Annotated in this window: 16 protein-coding genes; 7 read left to right on the forward strand and 9 right to left on the reverse strand. The window is 74.7% G+C overall.

Annotation, left to right across the window (positions count from 1 at the left end; all coding sequences use genetic code 11):
* Positions 1–28: 28 nt before the first annotated feature.
* The 3 genes from mftG to ACI79D_RS00845 are packed head-to-tail and all read right to left on the reverse strand — an operon-like array spanning position 29 to position 3,812.
* Complete coding sequence (gene mftG, locus ACI79D_RS00835) at positions 29–1,645, reverse strand: mycofactocin dehydrogenase MftG (protein WP_456916389.1); 1,617 nt, start codon at positions 1,643–1,645, stop codon at positions 29–31.
* Positions 1,642–2,949 (reverse strand): class I adenylate-forming enzyme family protein, encoded by a 1,308-nt coding sequence (locus ACI79D_RS00840; protein WP_456916390.1) that lies wholly within the window; start codon positions 2,947–2,949, stop codon positions 1,642–1,644. Before ACI79D_RS00840 ends, mftG begins: the two co-directional genes overlap by 4 nt.
* Complete coding sequence (locus ACI79D_RS00845) at positions 2,946–3,812, reverse strand: MBL fold metallo-hydrolase (protein ID WP_456916391.1); 867 nt, start codon at positions 3,810–3,812, stop codon at positions 2,946–2,948. Before ACI79D_RS00845 ends, ACI79D_RS00840 begins: the two co-directional genes overlap by 4 nt.
* A 52-nt stretch (positions 3,813–3,864) precedes the next feature.
* On the opposite strand from ACI79D_RS00845, the gene ACI79D_RS00850 reads away from it, so the two are divergent.
* Positions 3,865–4,398: a hypothetical protein gene (locus ACI79D_RS00850; protein WP_456916392.1), complete on the forward strand. Its 534-nt coding sequence runs from the start codon at positions 3,865–3,867 to the stop codon at positions 4,396–4,398.
* Positions 4,399–4,511: 113 nt separating this feature from the next.
* On the opposite strand, the gene ACI79D_RS00855 is transcribed toward ACI79D_RS00850, so the two are convergent.
* Together ACI79D_RS00855 and ACI79D_RS00860 are read right to left on the reverse strand one after the other, a co-directional pair.
* The gene (locus tag ACI79D_RS00855; RefSeq protein WP_456916393.1) at positions 4,512–5,783 is read right to left on the reverse strand and encodes a M23 family metallopeptidase; all 1,272 of its coding nucleotides are present in this window, start codon (positions 5,781–5,783) and stop codon (positions 4,512–4,514) included.
* Between the two features lie 292 nt (positions 5,784–6,075).
* Positions 6,076–7,038 carry a substrate-binding domain-containing protein gene (locus ACI79D_RS00860; RefSeq protein WP_456916394.1) on the reverse strand — a complete coding sequence of 321 codons (963 nt, stop codon included), beginning with the start codon at positions 7,036–7,038 and terminating at the stop codon, positions 6,076–6,078.
* A gap of 111 nt (positions 7,039–7,149) precedes the next feature.
* Here ACI79D_RS00860 and ACI79D_RS00865 point away from each other — a divergent pair, with 111 nt between their 5' ends.
* The 3 genes from ACI79D_RS00865 (at position 7,150) to ACI79D_RS00875 (ending at position 9,264) form a co-directional block, all read left to right on the forward strand.
* The gene (locus tag ACI79D_RS00865) at positions 7,150–8,214 is read left to right on the forward strand and encodes a Glu/Leu/Phe/Val family dehydrogenase (RefSeq protein WP_456916395.1); all 1,065 of its coding nucleotides are present in this window, start codon (positions 7,150–7,152) and stop codon (positions 8,212–8,214) included.
* 166 nt (positions 8,215–8,380) lie between these two features.
* Positions 8,381–8,848 (forward strand): ester cyclase, encoded by a 468-nt coding sequence (locus ACI79D_RS00870; protein WP_456916396.1) that lies wholly within the window; start codon positions 8,381–8,383, stop codon positions 8,846–8,848.
* 188 nt (positions 8,849–9,036) lie between these two features.
* A complete protein-coding gene (locus tag ACI79D_RS00875; protein ID WP_456916397.1) occupies positions 9,037–9,264 on the forward strand; it encodes a DUF3073 domain-containing protein in 228 nt (75 codons plus the stop codon).
* 104 nt (positions 9,265–9,368) lie between these two features.
* On the opposite strand, the gene purM is transcribed toward ACI79D_RS00875, so the two are convergent.
* Positions 9,369–10,442 (reverse strand): phosphoribosylformylglycinamidine cyclo-ligase, encoded by a 1,074-nt coding sequence (gene purM / locus ACI79D_RS00880; protein WP_456916398.1) that lies wholly within the window; start codon positions 10,440–10,442, stop codon positions 9,369–9,371.
* On the reverse strand, positions 10,439–11,992 hold the full coding sequence (gene purF, locus ACI79D_RS00885) for an amidophosphoribosyltransferase (protein ID WP_456916399.1): 1,554 nt from the start codon (positions 11,990–11,992) through the stop codon (positions 10,439–10,441). Before purF ends, purM begins: the two co-directional genes overlap by 4 nt.
* A gap of 152 nt (positions 11,993–12,144) precedes the next feature.
* Between purF and ACI79D_RS00890 the strand changes: the two genes are divergently transcribed.
* A complete protein-coding gene (locus ACI79D_RS00890; RefSeq protein ID WP_456916400.1) occupies positions 12,145–12,801 on the forward strand; it encodes a DUF5701 family protein in 657 nt (218 codons plus the stop codon).
* Here the strand turns inward: ACI79D_RS00890 and ACI79D_RS00895 are convergent.
* Positions 12,794–13,402, reverse strand: a complete 609-nt coding sequence (locus tag ACI79D_RS00895; RefSeq protein ID WP_456916401.1) for an MBL fold metallo-hydrolase — start codon at positions 13,400–13,402, stop codon at positions 12,794–12,796. The genes ACI79D_RS00890 and ACI79D_RS00895 overlap by 8 nt on opposite strands.
* A complete protein-coding gene (locus ACI79D_RS00900) occupies positions 13,399–14,487 on the reverse strand; it encodes an S-(hydroxymethyl)mycothiol dehydrogenase (protein ID WP_456916402.1) in 1,089 nt (362 codons plus the stop codon). Before ACI79D_RS00900 ends, ACI79D_RS00895 begins: the two co-directional genes overlap by 4 nt.
* 207 nt (positions 14,488–14,694) lie before the next feature.
* Between ACI79D_RS00900 and ACI79D_RS00905 the strand changes: the two genes are divergently transcribed.
* On the forward strand, positions 14,695–16,110 hold the full coding sequence (locus tag ACI79D_RS00905) for an OFA family MFS transporter (RefSeq protein WP_456916403.1): 1,416 nt from the start codon (positions 14,695–14,697) through the stop codon (positions 16,108–16,110).
* Positions 16,110–16,247 (forward strand): MFS transporter small subunit, encoded by a 138-nt coding sequence (locus tag ACI79D_RS00910; protein WP_456916404.1) that lies wholly within the window; start codon positions 16,110–16,112, stop codon positions 16,245–16,247. Before ACI79D_RS00905 ends, ACI79D_RS00910 begins: the two co-directional genes overlap by 1 nt.
* The last annotated feature ends 61 nt before the right edge of the window (positions 16,248–16,308 follow it).

Raw genomic sequence — 16,308 nt, forward strand, 5'->3', positions numbered from 1 at the left:
TCGCGAGGGGTGACGAGGACGGGGGTCCTCACTCGGTCATCAGCTCCGCGGCCCGCTCTCCGATCATCACCGCGGTCGCGGCCGGCCCGCGTGAGGTCACCCGGGGCATGACCGAGGTGTCCACCACCCGCAGCCCCTCGACCCCGCGGACCCGCAGGTGCTGGTCCACGACCGCCCCCGGGTCGCCGTCCGGCCCCATCCGCGCCGTCCCGGCCAGGTGCACCGCGGTAGCGAGGTGCCGGCCGATCCAGCGGTCCAGCTCGCCGTCGTCGGCCAGGACGTCGTCGGGCAGACCGGTCCGCTCGGCGACCAGCGGCGCCAGCGACGGCGTGCGAAGCAGCTCGGCCGCCAGCCGCACCGCCTGGCGCATCCGGCGCCGGTCGGACGCCGCGGTCAGGTACCGGTACTCGATCCGCGGCTGGACGCCGGGGTCGGCCGAGGTCAGCGACAGCCGGCCGCGGCTGTCCTCGGCCTGCAGCGCGACCCCGACGAACAGGTCGTCCCGGCGGCGGGCGGTGTCGATCAACCGGTGCAGGGAGGCGTCGCGCAGGGCCCGCACGGTGCGGGCGGGGTGGCGGAGCGCGCCGGCGACCCCGGCGGACGTGCCGCTGCCCATCACCCGGCTGAACGGCTTGAGCCAGGGCAGCACCTCCAGGTCGCCCGGGGTGGCCGACCCGTCGGCCGTGGCGTGCAGGACGCCGTGCAGCGGGTGCAGGTCGCGCGGCATCGGCAGCCGCCGCGCCGGCCGGTAGGTGACGTACACGTCGGGGTGGTCGGTGAACTCGGCGCCCACGCCGGGGACGTCGGCCACCACGTCGATGCCCAGCGCCCGCAGCTCGTCGGCCGGGCCGATGCCGGAGAGCAGCAGCAGCTGCGGGGAGCCGACGGCGCCGGCGCTGAGCACGACCTCCCCGGCCCGGACGACGCCGTCGTCGGTCGCCACGCCGACCGCGCGGCCGCCCTCGACCACCACCCGCCGCACACGGACGCCCCCGCGCACGGTGAGCCCCGGGTGCCCGCGCCGCGGCGACAGGTAGGCCATGGCCGTGTTGGTCCGCACGCCGCGGTGCACGTTGAGCGGGACCGGTCCGTAGCCGGGCGGGCCGTCGCCGTTCTTGTCCGGCTCGGCGGGGAAGCCGAGGTCGGCGGCGGCGCCGGCGAAGGCGTCGGCCAGCGGGTGCCGGGCGGTCGGCCGCCGGACCGGCACCGGCCCGCCCCGGCCGTGCCCCGGGCGGTCGCCGCAGTCGGCGTCGTCCTCCAGCCGGACGAACGCCGGCAGGACGGCGTCGGCGGACCACAGGTCGTTGCCGTCGGCCGCCCAGCCGTCGAAGTCGGCCCGGGTGCCCCGGATGAAGTAGCCGCCGTTGACCGCGCTGGACCCGCCGACCACCCGACCGCGGGGCACCGGGAAGGTGACCTCCTCGGTGAGGACGCCGGTGAGGTCCCAGTTGGCCGGGTGCCCGGGCACGGCCGCGCCCATGGTCGCGGCGTCGCGCAGGGCCGGCGGGAAGTCCTCGGGCCGGGCGTGGTCGGCGCCGGCCTCGAGGACCAGCACGCGGCGCCCGGCGTCGGCCAGCCGCGCGGCCAGCGGCGCGCCCGCCGTCCCCGCGCCCACGACGACGACGTCCCACTCCGGGGCTGTCACAGGCCGAGCAGCGCCGGCAGGTCCAGCCGGCGCACCTTCCCCGTCGACGTGCGGGGCAGCTCGGCGACCGGGTGCAGGGTCTTGGGCCGCTTCGCCGGGCTCAGCCGCGCGCGGGCCCAGGAGCCGAGCTCGGCGGGGTCGGCGCTGCCCACGTACGCGGCCACCACGCGCTGGCCCCACTCCTCGTCGGGCACGCCCACCACCGCGCTCTCGACGACGCCGGGGTGGGCGTCGAGGACCGCCTCCACCTCGGCCGGGTAGACGTTGACCCCGCCGGAGATGACCAGGTCCTCCCGGCGGCCGTCGAGCCACACCACGCCGTCGTCGTCCACCCGGCCCAGGTCGCCCACGGTGACCCGGTCCCCGCGCCAGGCGGCCGCGGTCTTCTCCGGGGCACGCCAGTACTCGAAGCGGGCCCAGCGGGGCACCGCGCACCACAGCTGGCCGCGCTCGTCGGTCTCCAGCCGCCGGCCCGGCCGGGCCCGGCCGACGCTGCCGGGGTGTGCTCGCCAGTCCTCCGGCGAGCACACCGTGAACTGGGCCTCGGTGGAGCCGTAGAACTCCCACACGCTGCCCTCGGGCAGCGCCGCCAGCACCGCGCGCTTGAGCGGCTCGGGGCAGGGCGCCCCGGCGTGCACCAGCCGCCGGAACGAGGACCAGTCCACGTCGTCGCGCGCCACCAGCCGCTGCAGGTGGGTGGGCACGCAGAACGCCGTCGTCGGCCGCAGGCTGCTGATGACCCGGGCGGCGCGGCCGGCGTCAAACGGGCCGGGCAGCAGCACCTCGCCGCCGGCCAGCAGCGTGTGGACGGCGAACCGCAGCGGCGCCGAGTGGTGCAGCGGGGAGAGCACCAGGTGCCGGTCGCCCGCGTCGAAGCCCCACAGGCCGATCTCCTCGGCGGCCAGCGCGGGGGCGTCGTCCTCGGCCAGCACCCCGGACCACACGCCCTTGCGCCGGCCGGTGGTGCCCGACGTGTAGTGCATGGGCCGGGCCAGCGGCACGTCGGCGAGGTCGTCCTCCTCCGCGCCGGCCAGCAGCCGCGCCGGGTCGCCGCCGACGTCGAGGGCGGGGTCGGCGTCCCCGGCCAGCGCGGCCCGCTCGGCGGCGGGCAGGGCGGGGTCGAGCACGACGGGGACGACGCCGGTGCGCAGCGCGCCCAGGACGACGGCCAGCAACGCCGGTGAGGACGCGGCCGACACCAGCAGCCGGTCCCCCGCCCGCAGGCCCGCCGTCCGCAGCGCCGCCGCGGCCCGCCGCTGGTCGCGCTCGCTGCCGGCCGCGGTCGCCACCGGCACGTCGGTCACGGCAACGCCACCCGGTCCCCGTCGACCACCACGTGCCCCTCGGCGGCGAGCTTGTCCAGGGTCGCCCGGGTCGACTGCGCCGCGGCCGGCCACACCGCCCGCGGCACGTCGGCGTAGACGTCGGCGACCAGCTCGTCGACCGTCCCGGCGCCGCGCACCATCGCGGCCAGCAGCTGGCTCTCCCGGAACCTCCGGTGGGCGAGGTAGAAGTCGAGGACCGCGCCCGGGTCCTCGGTGAGCTCCGGCCCGTGGCCGCAGTACAGCGCGCTCGGACCCAGGTCGTGCACCCGCCGCAGGGACTCCAGGTAGGCCAGGACGTCGCCCTCCGGGTGGGTGACCACCGACGTGCCCCGGCCCAGCACGTGGTCGCCGACCAGCACCGACCCGGACTCCAGCCGGAACGCCAGGTGGTCGGCGGTGTGCCCGGGCGTGGGGACGACGCCGATCGCCGTCCCGGCCAGCGACAGCCGCTCCCCGGGCGTCAGGACCCGTCCCCCCGGCCCGGCCACGCGGGCGTCGGCGGCCGCGACCGGGGCGTCGAACCGCGCGCCCCAGGGCAGCGCCGCCTCGGCGTGGTCGCCGTGGTGGTGGGTGACGAGGACGGCGACGCACCGCGCGTCCCGGTCGGCCAGCGCCGCCTCGACCACGGCCAGGTGCGCCGGGTCGTCGGGGCCGGGGTCGACGAGCACCGCCTGCCCGCTGTCGGGGGCGCCCACCACGTAGGTGTTGGTGCCGTCGAGGGTCATCGGCGAGGGGTTCGGCGCGAGCACGCGGGTCACCAGCGGCTCGAGCTCCGCCGTGCGGGGCATGGCGCCGGGCGCGGGGAGGTCCCACGTCGCGCGCGGGTCGACCGGGATGGGCACGACCGGCACGGTAGCCGCGCCTCGCCCACCGGGCGCGGCTAGCGTGCCGCCCATGCGTTCCCCCGCCACCCTGTTCCGCTCCGCCGTCGCGACGGCCGCCGCCGTCGTCCTGCTCACCGCCTGCGGCGGGTCGGGTGACGACGAGCCGGCCGCCTCGTCGAGCGCTGCCTCCCCGAGCTCGGCCAGCGCCTCCGCCGAGCCCGGACCCAGCGGCACCGCGACGCCGGACCCGGCCGCCGCGGAGTTCTGCGGCCAGGTGGAGGCGGCGTTCAGCGACCTTCAGGCGACCCTGGGCACCGCCGGCCCCGCCGAGGTGGCCGGACGGCTGCCCGAGGTGGTCTCCCGGCTGGAGGCGGTCGAGGCCCCCGCCGACATCGCGCCGTCCTGGAACGCGATGCTCGACGGCCTGCGCCAGCTCGGGGCGACTGCGAGCACGCTGGACCTGAGCACCCCCGAGGGGCAGGCGCAGTTCAACGCGGCCGAGCAGCAGCTCACCCAGGAGCTCAGCGCCGCCCAGGCCGACCTGACCACCTACGTCACGCAGAACTGCGACGTGGCCTCGTCCAGTCCCGCGCCGTCGAGCTGAGAAAGGACCCCGTCCTCCTCACCCCTCGCAGGCTCGGGACGAGCCTCTGGACGGAGCCACGGCGGCCCGCTCCCTCGACCGAGGGGGCGGGCCGCCGTCGTCTGGGCGTGGTGTCAGCAGCCGCTGATGGAGACCCCGCGGGCGCGCATCCACGGCACCGGGTCGACCTGGGCGCCGTACATCGCGCCGCTGGGGTGCACCTCGAAGTGCAGGTGCGGGCCGGTGGACTGGCCGCGGTTGCCGACCTCGGCGATCTGCTCGCCGGCGACCACGCGCTCCCCGGCGTGGACGAAGTAGCGGTTGACGTGGCCGTAGACGGTGACCGCGCCGTCGTCCCCGCGGATGTAGACCGCGTAGCCGAAGCCGGTCGCGGTGCCGGCGCGCTGGACGATGCCGGAGTGGGCCGCGTAGATCGGCGTGCCGATGGGCGCGGCGAGGTCCACGCCGCCGTGCAGGGCGCCCCAGCGCCAGCCGAAGCAGCTGGACGTCCGGCCGGACGTCGGCTTCACGTAGGGGCCCGAGCCGCCCGAGGAGCTCGCGCTCCCCGACGAGCTGCTGGCCTGCTGCCGCGCCTCGGCGGCCTGGGCGGCGGCCTCTCGCTCGGCACGTCGGGCGGCCTCGGCGGCGGCGGCCTCCTCGGCCGCCTTCTGGTCCTGCCACTCCTGGTAGGCGTCCCGGGCTCCCTGCAACCGCAGCAGCTCGATCTGGGCGGCCTGCAGCTGCTCGTCGTAGTCGGCCTTCTGCGCCGAGACCTGCTCGTAGGCGCTCTTCTGGGCGGCCAGCTGGCTGTCGGCGGTGGCCTTGGCCGCAGCGGCGGCCTCCTCCAGCTCGGCCATCCGGTCGCGGGCGGCGCGGGCCTGGGAGTCGGCGTTGGCCTGCCGCACCTGAGCGACCTCGAGCTGACCCAGGACGTCGAGCTGGTTGTCCGAGACGTAGTCGAGCATCGCGGCCCGCTCCACCAGCTCGGCGGGGCCGTCGGCGTCGAGCAGGGCGGCCGCGCCAGTGAGGGTGCTGCCGTTCATGTAGCTGTCGCGGGAGAAGCCGGCGATGCGGGCCTCGGCCGCCTCGACGGCCTCGGTGGCCTCCTCCAGCTGCGCGGCCGTGCGCTCGGCCTCCTCCTGGGCCTCGGTCAGCGCCTCCTCCGCGGCGAGGTAGGCGGCGCCGGCGGCCTCGGCCTGGACGGCGTAGCGCTCGAGCTCGGCCTCGGCCTCGGCGACCAGGCCGGCGATGCGGCCCACCTCCGCCGCGGCGGCGTCCTGGGCGGACTGGGCGGCCCCGAGCTCGGCGTCGGAGGGGTTGGGCGGCGGCTCCGGCACGGCACCGGCCGGCAGCGCGCCGCCCAGGAGCACCGCACCGGTGACCACGCCGGCCATCAGCACCCGCACGACGCCGGTGCGCGTCCGCGGGCGGCGCGGTCCGGACGTGCACCGGCGAGGACGGCTGTGCAGCACTGACGCTCCCTGGGGAAGAGGGGGGCGGAGGAACCGGGGCAGCGTCGCAGTGCCGCACGCGGCGACAAAGGCAACACGCGGCACAGTCGTCACACTGTGCTCACGACGACACCGATTCCCCTCCTGTCCCTCTGGTTGTCGTCACTCTCAGGGGTGACCTTGAGGGCTGCGCGCGGTCTTTTCCGCGCGCCCGTGGTGATGAGCCCCACGCCGGCCTGAGTCGGCGTCAGCGGGTGCCGGCCGCGGCGAGCTCGGCGATCGCGTCGACGTTGGTCGCGTCGACGATGCCCGGACCGGTGAGGACCGGCCGGCCACCGCCGACGGTGTTCAGGTTCTCCGCGTAGAGCCGGAGCATCACGATCGGCAGGTAGCCCTGCTCGTAGGGCTGCTGGTCGACGGCGAAGGCGACGTCGCCGGCCTGGATGCCGCGGAGGACGTCCTCGTTGAGGTCGAAGGTGGCCACCTCCGCCGTCGACCCGGCGTCGGAGACGGCGGCCACCGCCACCGCGGCGACCGCCGAGTTCAGCGTGAGGACGCCGTCGACGGTCGGGTCGCTCTGCAACTGGGCGGTGATCGCCGACTGCGCCGCCTGGAGGTCGCGGACGTCCACCTGCAGGGGGGTCAGCGCCGCCCCCAGCCCCTCGGCCGCGCCGGCGCAGCGCTGCTCGAGACCGGTGTTGCCGGCCTCGTGGACCACGCACAGCACGTTGCGCCGCCCGTCGGCGGCCAGCCGCTCCCCGGCGCCCCGCCCGGCGACCGTCTCGTCCTGCCCGACGTGCCCGATGGCGCCGAACTCGGCCGAGCGGTCCCCGCCGGAGTTGATGGTGACCACCGGGACGCCCGCCGCGACGGCCGCCTCGACGGAGTCCCGCAGCGCGTCGGGGTTGGCCATCGAGACCACGATCCCGTCGACCTGCTGGTTGACCGCGGCGTCGAGGAGCTGCGCCTGGCGTTGCGGGTCGCCGTCGCTCCGGTAGTCCACCGACACCCCGAGGTCGCGCCCCGCCGCCTCGGCGCCGTTCCGGACGACGTCCCAGAAGGCGTCGCCCGCCGAACCGTGGGTGACCAGCGCGACCGTGCGGTCGCCGTCGGCACGCCCGCCTGCGCCCCCTGCGCCGGACCCGCTGGTGGTGCAGGCGGCCAGCAGCAGGGACGAGGCGAGTGCGAGCAGTCGCTGACGTGCGGCCAAGGGCGAGTCGTCCTCCGTGCAGTGTCCGACCCTCCCGATCATGCCCCGCGCCGCGGAGCGACGCCCCACGGGCCGCCGGTCGGACCGCTGGGGGCGTTCTACCCTCGCGACGTGGACGTTCTCGGCTCCGGTCACGAACAGGTCGTCTTCTGCTCCGACCCAGGCTCCGGCCTGCGGGCGGTCATCGCGATCTACTCGACGGCGCTGGGGCCGGCGCTGGGCGGCACGCGGTTCTACCCCTATCCCAGCGAGGAGGCCGCCGTCGCCGACGCGCTGGCCCTGTCCAAGGCCATGGCCTACAAGAACAGCCTGGCCGGCCTGGACCTCGGCGGCGGCAAGGCGGTCATCATCGGGGACCCGCGCCGGGACAAGACCGAGGCCCTGCTGCGGGCCTACGGCCGGTTCGTCGAGTCACTGGGCGGCCGGTACCTGACCGCCTGCGACGTGGGGACCTACAACGCCGACCTCGACGTCGTGGCCCGGGAGACCCGGTTCGCGCACGGCCGGTCGGAGGCCTACGGCGGCTGCGGCGACTCCTCGGTGCTCACCGCGTACGGCGTCTTCCAGGGCATGCGCGCGGCGGCCCAGCACCGGTGGGGCAAGCCGTCCCTGGCCGGGCGCACCGTGGCCGTGGCCGGCGTGGGCAAGGTGGGCAGCTGGCTGGTCGACCGGCTGGTCGAGGACGGCGCCGACGTGGTGGTCACCGACGTCGACGCCGGCGCCGTGGAGCGGGTGCTCGCCCGCCACCCGGCCGTGGACGCCGTGCCCGACACCGCGACGCTGGTCCGCACGCCGTGCGACGTGTACGCCCCCTGCGCCCTGGGCGGCGCCCTCGACGACGAGACGGTCCCGGTGCTGGAGGCCGAGATCGTCTGCGGTGGCGCCAACAACCAGCTCGCCCACGACGGGATCGCCGATCAACTCGTGCGCCGCGGGGTCCTCTACGCCCCCGACTACCTGGTCAACGCCGGCGGGGTGATCCAGGTGGAGGACGAGCGGCACGGGTTCTCCTTCGCGCGGGCCGAGACCAAGGCCGCCGGGATCTTCGACGTCGCGCTGCGGGTCTTCCGCACCGCCGACGAGCAGGGCGTCTCCCCCGCGGTGGCCGCCGACCGCCTGGCCGAGGAGCGCATGGCCGCCGTGGGCCGGCTGGCCACCATCCGGCTCCCCCGCTGAGCGCCGAACGGCCCGGTCCTGCCGCCGGGCCGTTCGGCCCTGTCCGGCGCTGCGGGGCGGCCCGATCGTGGGGTGCCGGCGTCCCACAGGTCCCGGAGCCGGTCCGGGACGCGTCGCTCGCCGGCCGACGACACGGGAGCTCGCCATGGGACAAGCGCGTGAAGTCATGGACCGCATCACCGACGCGATCACGGCCGGGGACGCCGACGCGCTCCACCGGCTGTACGCGGCCGACGCCGTCGGCGACTCCCCCGACGCGGGGCGGCTCGAGGGCGGCCCCGCCATCGTCGAGTACGTCATGGCCCTGCGGCGCGCGGTGCCGGACCTGACGTGGGAGGCCCGACACCAGTACGAGACCGACGACACCGCCATCGACGAGGGCTGGCTCGTCGGGACCCACACCCAGCCGCTGACCTCGCCGGACGGTGAGATCCCGGCCACAGGCCGGTCGATCCGCCTGCGCGAGTGCGACGTCCTGACCGTGCGCGGCGGCCAGGGCGTGGCGCACCGCTTCTACTACGACCAGCTGGAGTTCGCCGTCCAGCTGGGGCTGACCGGGGCCGGCGCGGAGGAGGCAGCGGTGCCGGGACCGCGGCCCTCCGCCGAGCAGTCCGCCCACACGAGGACGCGCTGATCGGCCGTCCGGGGACGGCCCGTCCCGTCCGGGTGCGCCCCGGTCGAGGGACAGCGGGGGGAGACCCGTGCCCGCCGTCGATCCGTGTCGTAAGCTCGGAACAGACACAGTCACTCAGTCGGGGTCGCCACGCGGGCCGTCCAGCCCGGAGCTGGGCTCCCGTACTCCGTAACGAGGGGGTCGAGCCGATGGGGCGCGGCCGAGCGAAGGCCAAGCAGACACGCGTGGCCCGTGAGCTCAAGTACAGCTCACCGAACACCGACCTCTCCGCGCTTCAGCGCGAGCTGGCCGGTTCACCGTCGTCGTCGTACACCGCTCCTCACCGGGCGACCGACGACGACGACGAGGACGACGAGTTCGTCGACCGATGGGCGGCGGACGACGACACGGACGACGACTGGGCAGCCAGCCGTTGACCGACGCCTGACGCCTCGGGTCTGACGCGACGACACCGCCTCCCCACGGGGAGTCGCGGTGTCGTCGCGTGCCGTCCTGCCTCCTCGAGGAGGACGGGGTCCTCTCAGCGGTAGGAGCCCACCAGGCGGGCGGCGTCGTCGTCCGTGCGCGCGCCCACGGTGCCGGCGACCCAGGCGGGGACACCCCGGTCGCTCAGCGTGCCCACGACGCCGTCGGCGACGTCCGGTGCGACGACGGCGACCATGCCGACACCGCAGTTGAACGCGCGCTCGGACTCGGTGCGCGGCACGCCGTGCTCCTCGAGCAGCGCGACGGCCGCCGGCAACGCCCACGTGCCGCGGTCGAGCACGGCGGCCAGGCCGTCGGGGACGACGCGGGCGGTGTTGCCGGCGAGCCCGCCGCCGGTGATGTGCGCGTAGGCGTGCACGCCCTCGACGCCGTACTCCTGCACCAGCGCCAGGCAGTCCAGCGCGTAGATGCGCGTCGGCTCCAGCAGCTCCTCGCCCAGGGGGCGGGACAGCCCGTCCGGGGTGGCGGTGAGGTCGAGGCCGGCGGCGGCGACCACGCGGCGCACCAGCGAGTAGCCGTTGGAGTGGAACCCGCTCGACGCCATCGCGACGACGACGTCGCCGTCGCGCACCCGCTCCGGGCCCAGCACCGCGTCGGCCTCCACGACGCCCACGGCGGTCGCGGCCAGGTCGTAGTCGTCGGGGGCCATCAGGTCGCCGTGCTCGGCGGTCTCACCTCCGACCAGGGCCGCGCCGGCCAGCGTGCAGCCGGTGGCGATGCCGGTGACGATCGCCGCGATCCGCTCCGGGACGACCCGCCCGCAGGCGACGTAGTCCTGGAGGAACAGCGGCTCGGCACCGCAGGCGACGAGGTCGTCGACGACCATGGCGACCAGGTCGATGCCCACCGTGTCGTGCCGGTCCAGCGCACGGGCCAGCGCGATCTTGGTGCCCACGCCGTCGGTGGAGGAGGCGAGCAGGGGCTTGCGGTAGCGCGTCGTGTCCAGCGCGAACAGCCCCGCGAACCCGCCCAGGCCGCCCACGACCTCCGGGCGGTTGGTCTTCTCGACCGCCGACCGCATGAGCGTGACGGCCCGCTCGCCGGCGTCGATGTCGACGCCGGAGTCGGCGTAGGTGAACTGGGGGCCGGCGGAGCCTGGGGTGCTCACGGTCGGGTCAGGGCGTCGTCCGCGCCGCCGGGCACGGTGGCACTGCCGGCCTGCTGGCCGGTCCACCCGGTCACCGCCCGGGACTCGTCGACCCGGCGCTCGATGCCCTCGAGGACGTGCTTGCCGAGGACCTCGCTCTCCCCCAGCGCGATCGGGTACTGGCCGGTGAAGCAGGCGGTGCACAGCCGGGTGACCGGCTGCTCGGTGGCGGCGATCAGGCCCTGCTCGGAGACGTAGCCGAGGGAGTCGGCGTTGATCGAGGCCCGCACGCCGTCCACGTCGAGGCCGTTGGCGATCAGCTCGGCGCGGCTGGCGAAGTCGATGCCGTAGAAGCAGGGCCACTTCACCGGCGGCGAGGAGATCCGCACGTGCACCTCGACGGCACCAGCCTCGCGCAGCATCCGGATCAGCGCCCGCTGGGTGTTGCCCCGCACGATCGAGTCGTCGACGACGACCAGCCGCTTGCCGCGGATGACGTCGCGCAGCGGGTTGAGCTTGAGCCGGATGCCCAGCTGCCGGATGGTCTGGCTCGGCTGGATGAAGGTGCGGCCCACGTAGGAGTTCTTGACCAGGCCCAGCCCGTAGGGGATGCCGGAGGCCTCGGCGTACCCGACCGCGGCCGGGGTGCCGGACTCGGGCACCGGGATCACCAGGTCGGCGTCGGCGGGGTGCTCCTTGGCCAGCCGCCGGCCGATCTCCACCCGCGCGGCGTGCACGCCGCGCCCGGCGATCGTCGTGTCGGGGCGGGCGAGGTAGACGTACTCGAAGATGCAGCCCTTCGGCTCGGCGGGGGCGAAGTGCTGGCTGCGCAGCCCGTCCTCGTCGATGGCCAGGAGCTCACCGGGCTCCACCTCGCGCACGAAGGACGCGCCGACGATGTCCAGCGCCGCCGTCTCGCTGGCCACGACCCAGCCGCGCTCGAGCCGGCCGAGCACCAGCGGGCGGACGCCCTGCGGGTCCCGGGCGGCGTAGAGGGTGGTCTCGTCCATGAACGCGAAGCTGAACGCGCCGCGCAGCTGCGGCAGCACCTGCATCGCGGCGGCCTCGACCGAGAGGTCCTGGTGCGCCGCGATCAGCGCGGTCACCAGGTCGGAGTCGGTGGTGGAGGCGAAGGCGCCCGGGACGCCGGCGTCGGCGGCCTTGGTGGCCAGCTCGGCGGTGTTCACCAGGTTGCCGTTGTGGCACAGCGCCAGCCCGGTGCCGGCCTCCGTCGTCCGGAAGGTCGGCTGCGCGTTCTCCCACGTGGAGGCGCCGGTGGTCGAGTACCGGGTGTGGCCGACGGCGAGGTGGCCGCGCAGGCTGCCCAGCGTGGCCTCGTCGAAGACCTGGCTGACCAGCCCGAGGTCCTTGTAGACGACGACCGAGGCGCCGTCGGAGACCGCGATGCCCGCGGCCTCCTGGCCACGGTGCTGCAGGGCGTACAGACCGAAGTAGGTGAGCTTGGCGACCTCCTCCCCCGGCGCCCAGACACCGAAGACGCCACAGGCGTCCTGGGGACCGGGAGACTGGGGATCGAGGTCGTGCGTCAGCCGTCCATCACCGCGAGGCACGTGTCCACGGTACCGGGGCGGCCGCCGCCACCTGCGAGCTGCGGGGTGACCGTGCCCACGTCGCCGGCCGCTGCGCAGGTCGTCCGCCGGGAACCGGGACGGCGTCCGGCGCGTTGACCCCCGGCTGCGTCGTCCGCCTCCCGGAGGTGCCCGTGACCGCCGTCCTGTCCGTCCTCCCGTCCGCCGCCGAGCAGGCCGAGCAGCTGATCGCCCTCGGCGCGCACGAGGTCGCCGGGCTGCCCGCTGCCGACCTGCGGGAGAGCGCCGCACAGGTGTCCGAGCCGGGGGCGTTGCTGGTGCTCTCGCCCGACCGGGCGCCGGCCTCCGCGCTCGCTCCGCTGCTCGAGCTGCGGGGCAAGCGGGGGTTCGTGGTGGCCGACATGACCGACGTCGACGCCTTCTCCCCGATCGAGCCGGTCGAGCTGCCGGGTGGGGACGTCTACCTCGTCGAGGGCCTCGACCGTGGCGACGCGATGGCGAACTGGAGCCCCGACGAGGCGCTGCCGGCCGTCACCGGCGCCGGCCGGACGCCGCTGACCCTGACCGAGGGCATCCACTGGGTGCTGCAGTGTCCGGAGGTCCTCGACCGCAACCACTGCTTCATGACGATCGGCTCGCGGCGGCGCAAGCCCGACGGGCGGCTCGACACCCGGACGCCGGCGCTGTGGATCAGCAACGGGACCGGGCGCGACGGCCGGGAGCGGCGCGACGCGCCCAAGGTCGGCTGGTGCTGGGCCGGCAACCGGCACACGTGGCTGGGCTTCGCGTCCGCCCAGCGACGTGTGCCGGTTGCTCGGTCGTTCACTTGATGTTCTGCATCTCCGCGGCGACGGTGGTGTCGTCACCGTGGCCGGTCTTGACCACGGTGTCGCCGTGCAGGCTCATCAGCCGCGACCGGATCGAGTTGAGGATCGTCGGCTTGTCGCTGTAGGACCGCCCGGTGGCACCGGGGCCGCCGCAGAACAGCGTGTCCCCGGTGAACACCGTGTTCAGGTCGGGCGCGTGCAGGCACGTGCTGCCCGGCGAGTGGCCGGGGGTGTGCAGCGCGGTCAGCGTCGTCCCGGCGATCTCGAACCGGGTGCCCTCGGTGAGCTCGTGGTCAGGAGCGGTGTCCGGGTGCACGACGTCCCACAGCATCCGGTCCTCGGGGTTGAACCAGATCGGCGCGCCGGTGGCCTCCCGCAGCGCCACCGCGGCGGTGATGTGGTCGTTGTGCCCGTGGGTGAGCACGATCGCCTTCACCGTCCGCCCGCCGACCGCCTCGAGGATCGGGGCGGCGTCGTGCGGGGCGTCGATGACGAGCACCTCGCTGTCGTCCCCGACCAGCCAGACGTTGTTGTCGACGTCGAAGTCCTGCCCGTCGAGGCTGAAGACCCCGCTGACGACGGTCTTGTCGATCCGAGCCGTCACTTGAACACCACGACCGACCGCAGCACGTCGCCGTGGTGCATCTTCTCGAAGGCGGACTCGACGTCGTCGATGCCGATCGTCTCGGAGACGAAGGCGTCGAGGTCGAAGCGGCCCTGCAGGTACAGGTCGATCAGCATCGGGAAGTCGCGGCTGGGCAGGCAGTCGCCGTACCAGGAGGACTTCGTCGCGCCCCCGCGGCCGAAGACCTCGATGAGCGGCAGCTCGATCTTCATGTCCGGGGTCGGGACGCCGACCAGCACGACGCGGCCGGCCAGGTCGCGGGCGTAGAAGGCCTGCTCGAACACCGCCGGGTGGCCGACGGCGTCGATCGCGACGTCCACCCCGAAGCCGTTCGTGTGGCTCTTGATGGCCTCGACCGCGTCGGTCTCCTTGCTGTTGACCGTGTGGGTGGCGCCGAACTTGCGGGCCCACTCCAGCTTCCGGTCGTCGATGTCGACGGCGACGATCGTCGTGGCGCCGGCCAGCTTGGCCCCGGCGATCGCGGCGTCTCCCACGCCGCCGCAGCCGAACACGGCCACGCTCTCGCCGCGCTTGACGCCACCGGTGTTGATGGCGGCGCCGACGCCGGCCATGACGCCGCAGCCGAGCAGGCCGGCGGCGGTGGCGGGGGCCTCGGGGTTGACCTTGGTGCACTGGCCGGAGTGGACCAGCGTCTTCTCCACGAACGCGCCGATGCCCAGCGCCGGGGACAGCTCGGTGCCGTCCTTGAGCGTCATCTTCTGCGTGGCGTTGTGGGTGTTGAAGCAGTACTGCAGCTCGCCCTTGAGACACGCGCGGCACTGGCCGCAGACCGCCCGCCAGTTGAGGATCACGAAGTCGCCGACCGCGACGTTCGTGACGCCCTCCCCGACGGCGGAGACCACGCCGGCGGCCTCGTGGCCGAGCAGGAACGGGAACTCGTCGTTGATCCCGCCCTCGCGGTAGTGCAGGTCGGTGTGGCAGACCCCGCACGCCTGGATGTCGACGACGGCCTCACCCGGGCCGGGGTCGGGGACGACGATCGTCTCGACGGTGACCGGAGCACCCTTGCTGCGGGCGACGACGCCCTTCACCTCATAGGCCATGCGGGGAGCCTAGAACGGGCCCTCCACACCTCCACGCCCGCTCCCGACATGCGGAAGCGGCACCGGAGGTGGTTGACCGTGCAACGAAACGGTCACGTTCGCCGCGCGGGACGTCCGGGGCCGACGTAGCGTTCCCGCTGGCCCGTGACCTGGGGCACGGACCTGCCCGCCGGGACGACCCGGCGCCCACGAACCGGAGGTCCGCCCGTGGCAGTACCGAGCTTCCTGGCCCGCGAGCGCATCGTGGCCCGGCCCGGCTTCAACCGGTGGCTGATCCCACCGGCGGCGCTGGCGGTCCACCTGTGCATCGGCCAGGCCTACGCCACCAGCGTGTACAAGACCGCGCTGGTCGAGGACTTCGGCACCACACAGACGGCGATCGGCATCGTCTTCTCCATCGCCATCGTGATGCTGGGCCTGTCCGCGGCCCTGTTCGGCACCTGGGTGGACCGCAACGGCCCGCGGGCGGCGATGTTCACCTCGGCGTGCTTCTGGGTGACCGGCTTCGTCGTCGGTGGGGTGGGCATCGAGACCCGGCAGCTGTGGCTGCTGTACCTGGGCTACGGCGTCATCGGCGGCATCGGCCTGGGCATCGGCTACATCTCGCCGGTCTCCACGCTGATCAAGTGGTTCCCCGACCGTCCGGGCCTGGCGACCGGGATGGCGATCATGGGCTTCGGTGGCGGCGCGCTGATCGCCTCGCCGCTGTCCCGCCAGCTGATGAGCTGGTACGACCCGGGCTACGACCCCTCGGTCTCCGGCTCGGTGCCCAACGGCGGCGCCGTCTCGGCGCTGTTCTTCACCTTCGCCGCGGTCTACCTGGTCTTCATGATGTTCGGGGCGTTCATCGTGCGGGTCCCGGCCGACGACTGGAAGCCGGCGGGCTTCGACCCCTCCTCGGTCAAGCAGAAGGCGCTGGTCACCACCGAGAGCGTCTCGGCCGCCAACTCGATCAAGACCCCGCAGTTCTGGCTGCTGTGGGTGGTGCTGTTCTGCAACGTGACCGCGGGCATCGGGATCCTCGAGCAGGCCAGCCCGATGATCCAGGACTTCTTCCGCACCGGGGAGACCTCCACCGTGGCGACGGCCGCGGCGGCCGGCTTCGTCGGCCTGCTGTCGCTGTTCAACATGGCCGGCCGGTTCGTGTGGTCGTCCACGTCGGACTTCATCGGCCGCAAGCCGATCTACATGGTCTACCTGGGCGTCGGGCTGGTGCTCTACGTCCTGCTGGCGACCATCGGCAGCAGCGCGACCTGGGTGTTCGTCCTGCTCGCGGCGGTGATCATCTCCTTCTACGGCGGCGGGTTCGCGACCGTCCCGGCCTACCTGCGCGACCTGTTCGGCACCTACCAGGTGGGTGCGATCCACGGCCGGCTGCTGACCGCGTGGTCGGCGGCGGGCGTGGCCGGACCGCTGATCGTCAACAGCGTCCTGGACACCCAGGGCACGCCGGGCCAGCTGGTCGCGGCCAACTACCGGCCCGCGCTGTTCATCATGGTCGGGCTGCTCGCCGTCGGGTTCGTCGCGAACCTGCTGGTCCGGCCGGTGGCCAGCAAGTGGCACGAGCCGAAGCGGACCACCCCCGCCACCGCACGAGCCGACCGCGAACGGAGCGCCGCCTGATGACCACCCCGCGCAACGAGCAGTCCACCCACACCCCGACCGGCCTGATCGCGTTCGCCTGGACGCTGGTCGGCATCCCGCTGGTCTACGGGCTCTACCAGACGGTGAAGACCGCGATCACGCTCTTCACCGGCTGACCCCCCGCCGCGTCGCAGGGCCCCGGCTGCTTCCGCAGCCGGGGCCCTGTCGCATCCGGGG

The sequence above is a fragment of the Geodermatophilus sp. SYSU D00708 genome (assembly GCF_054050115.1).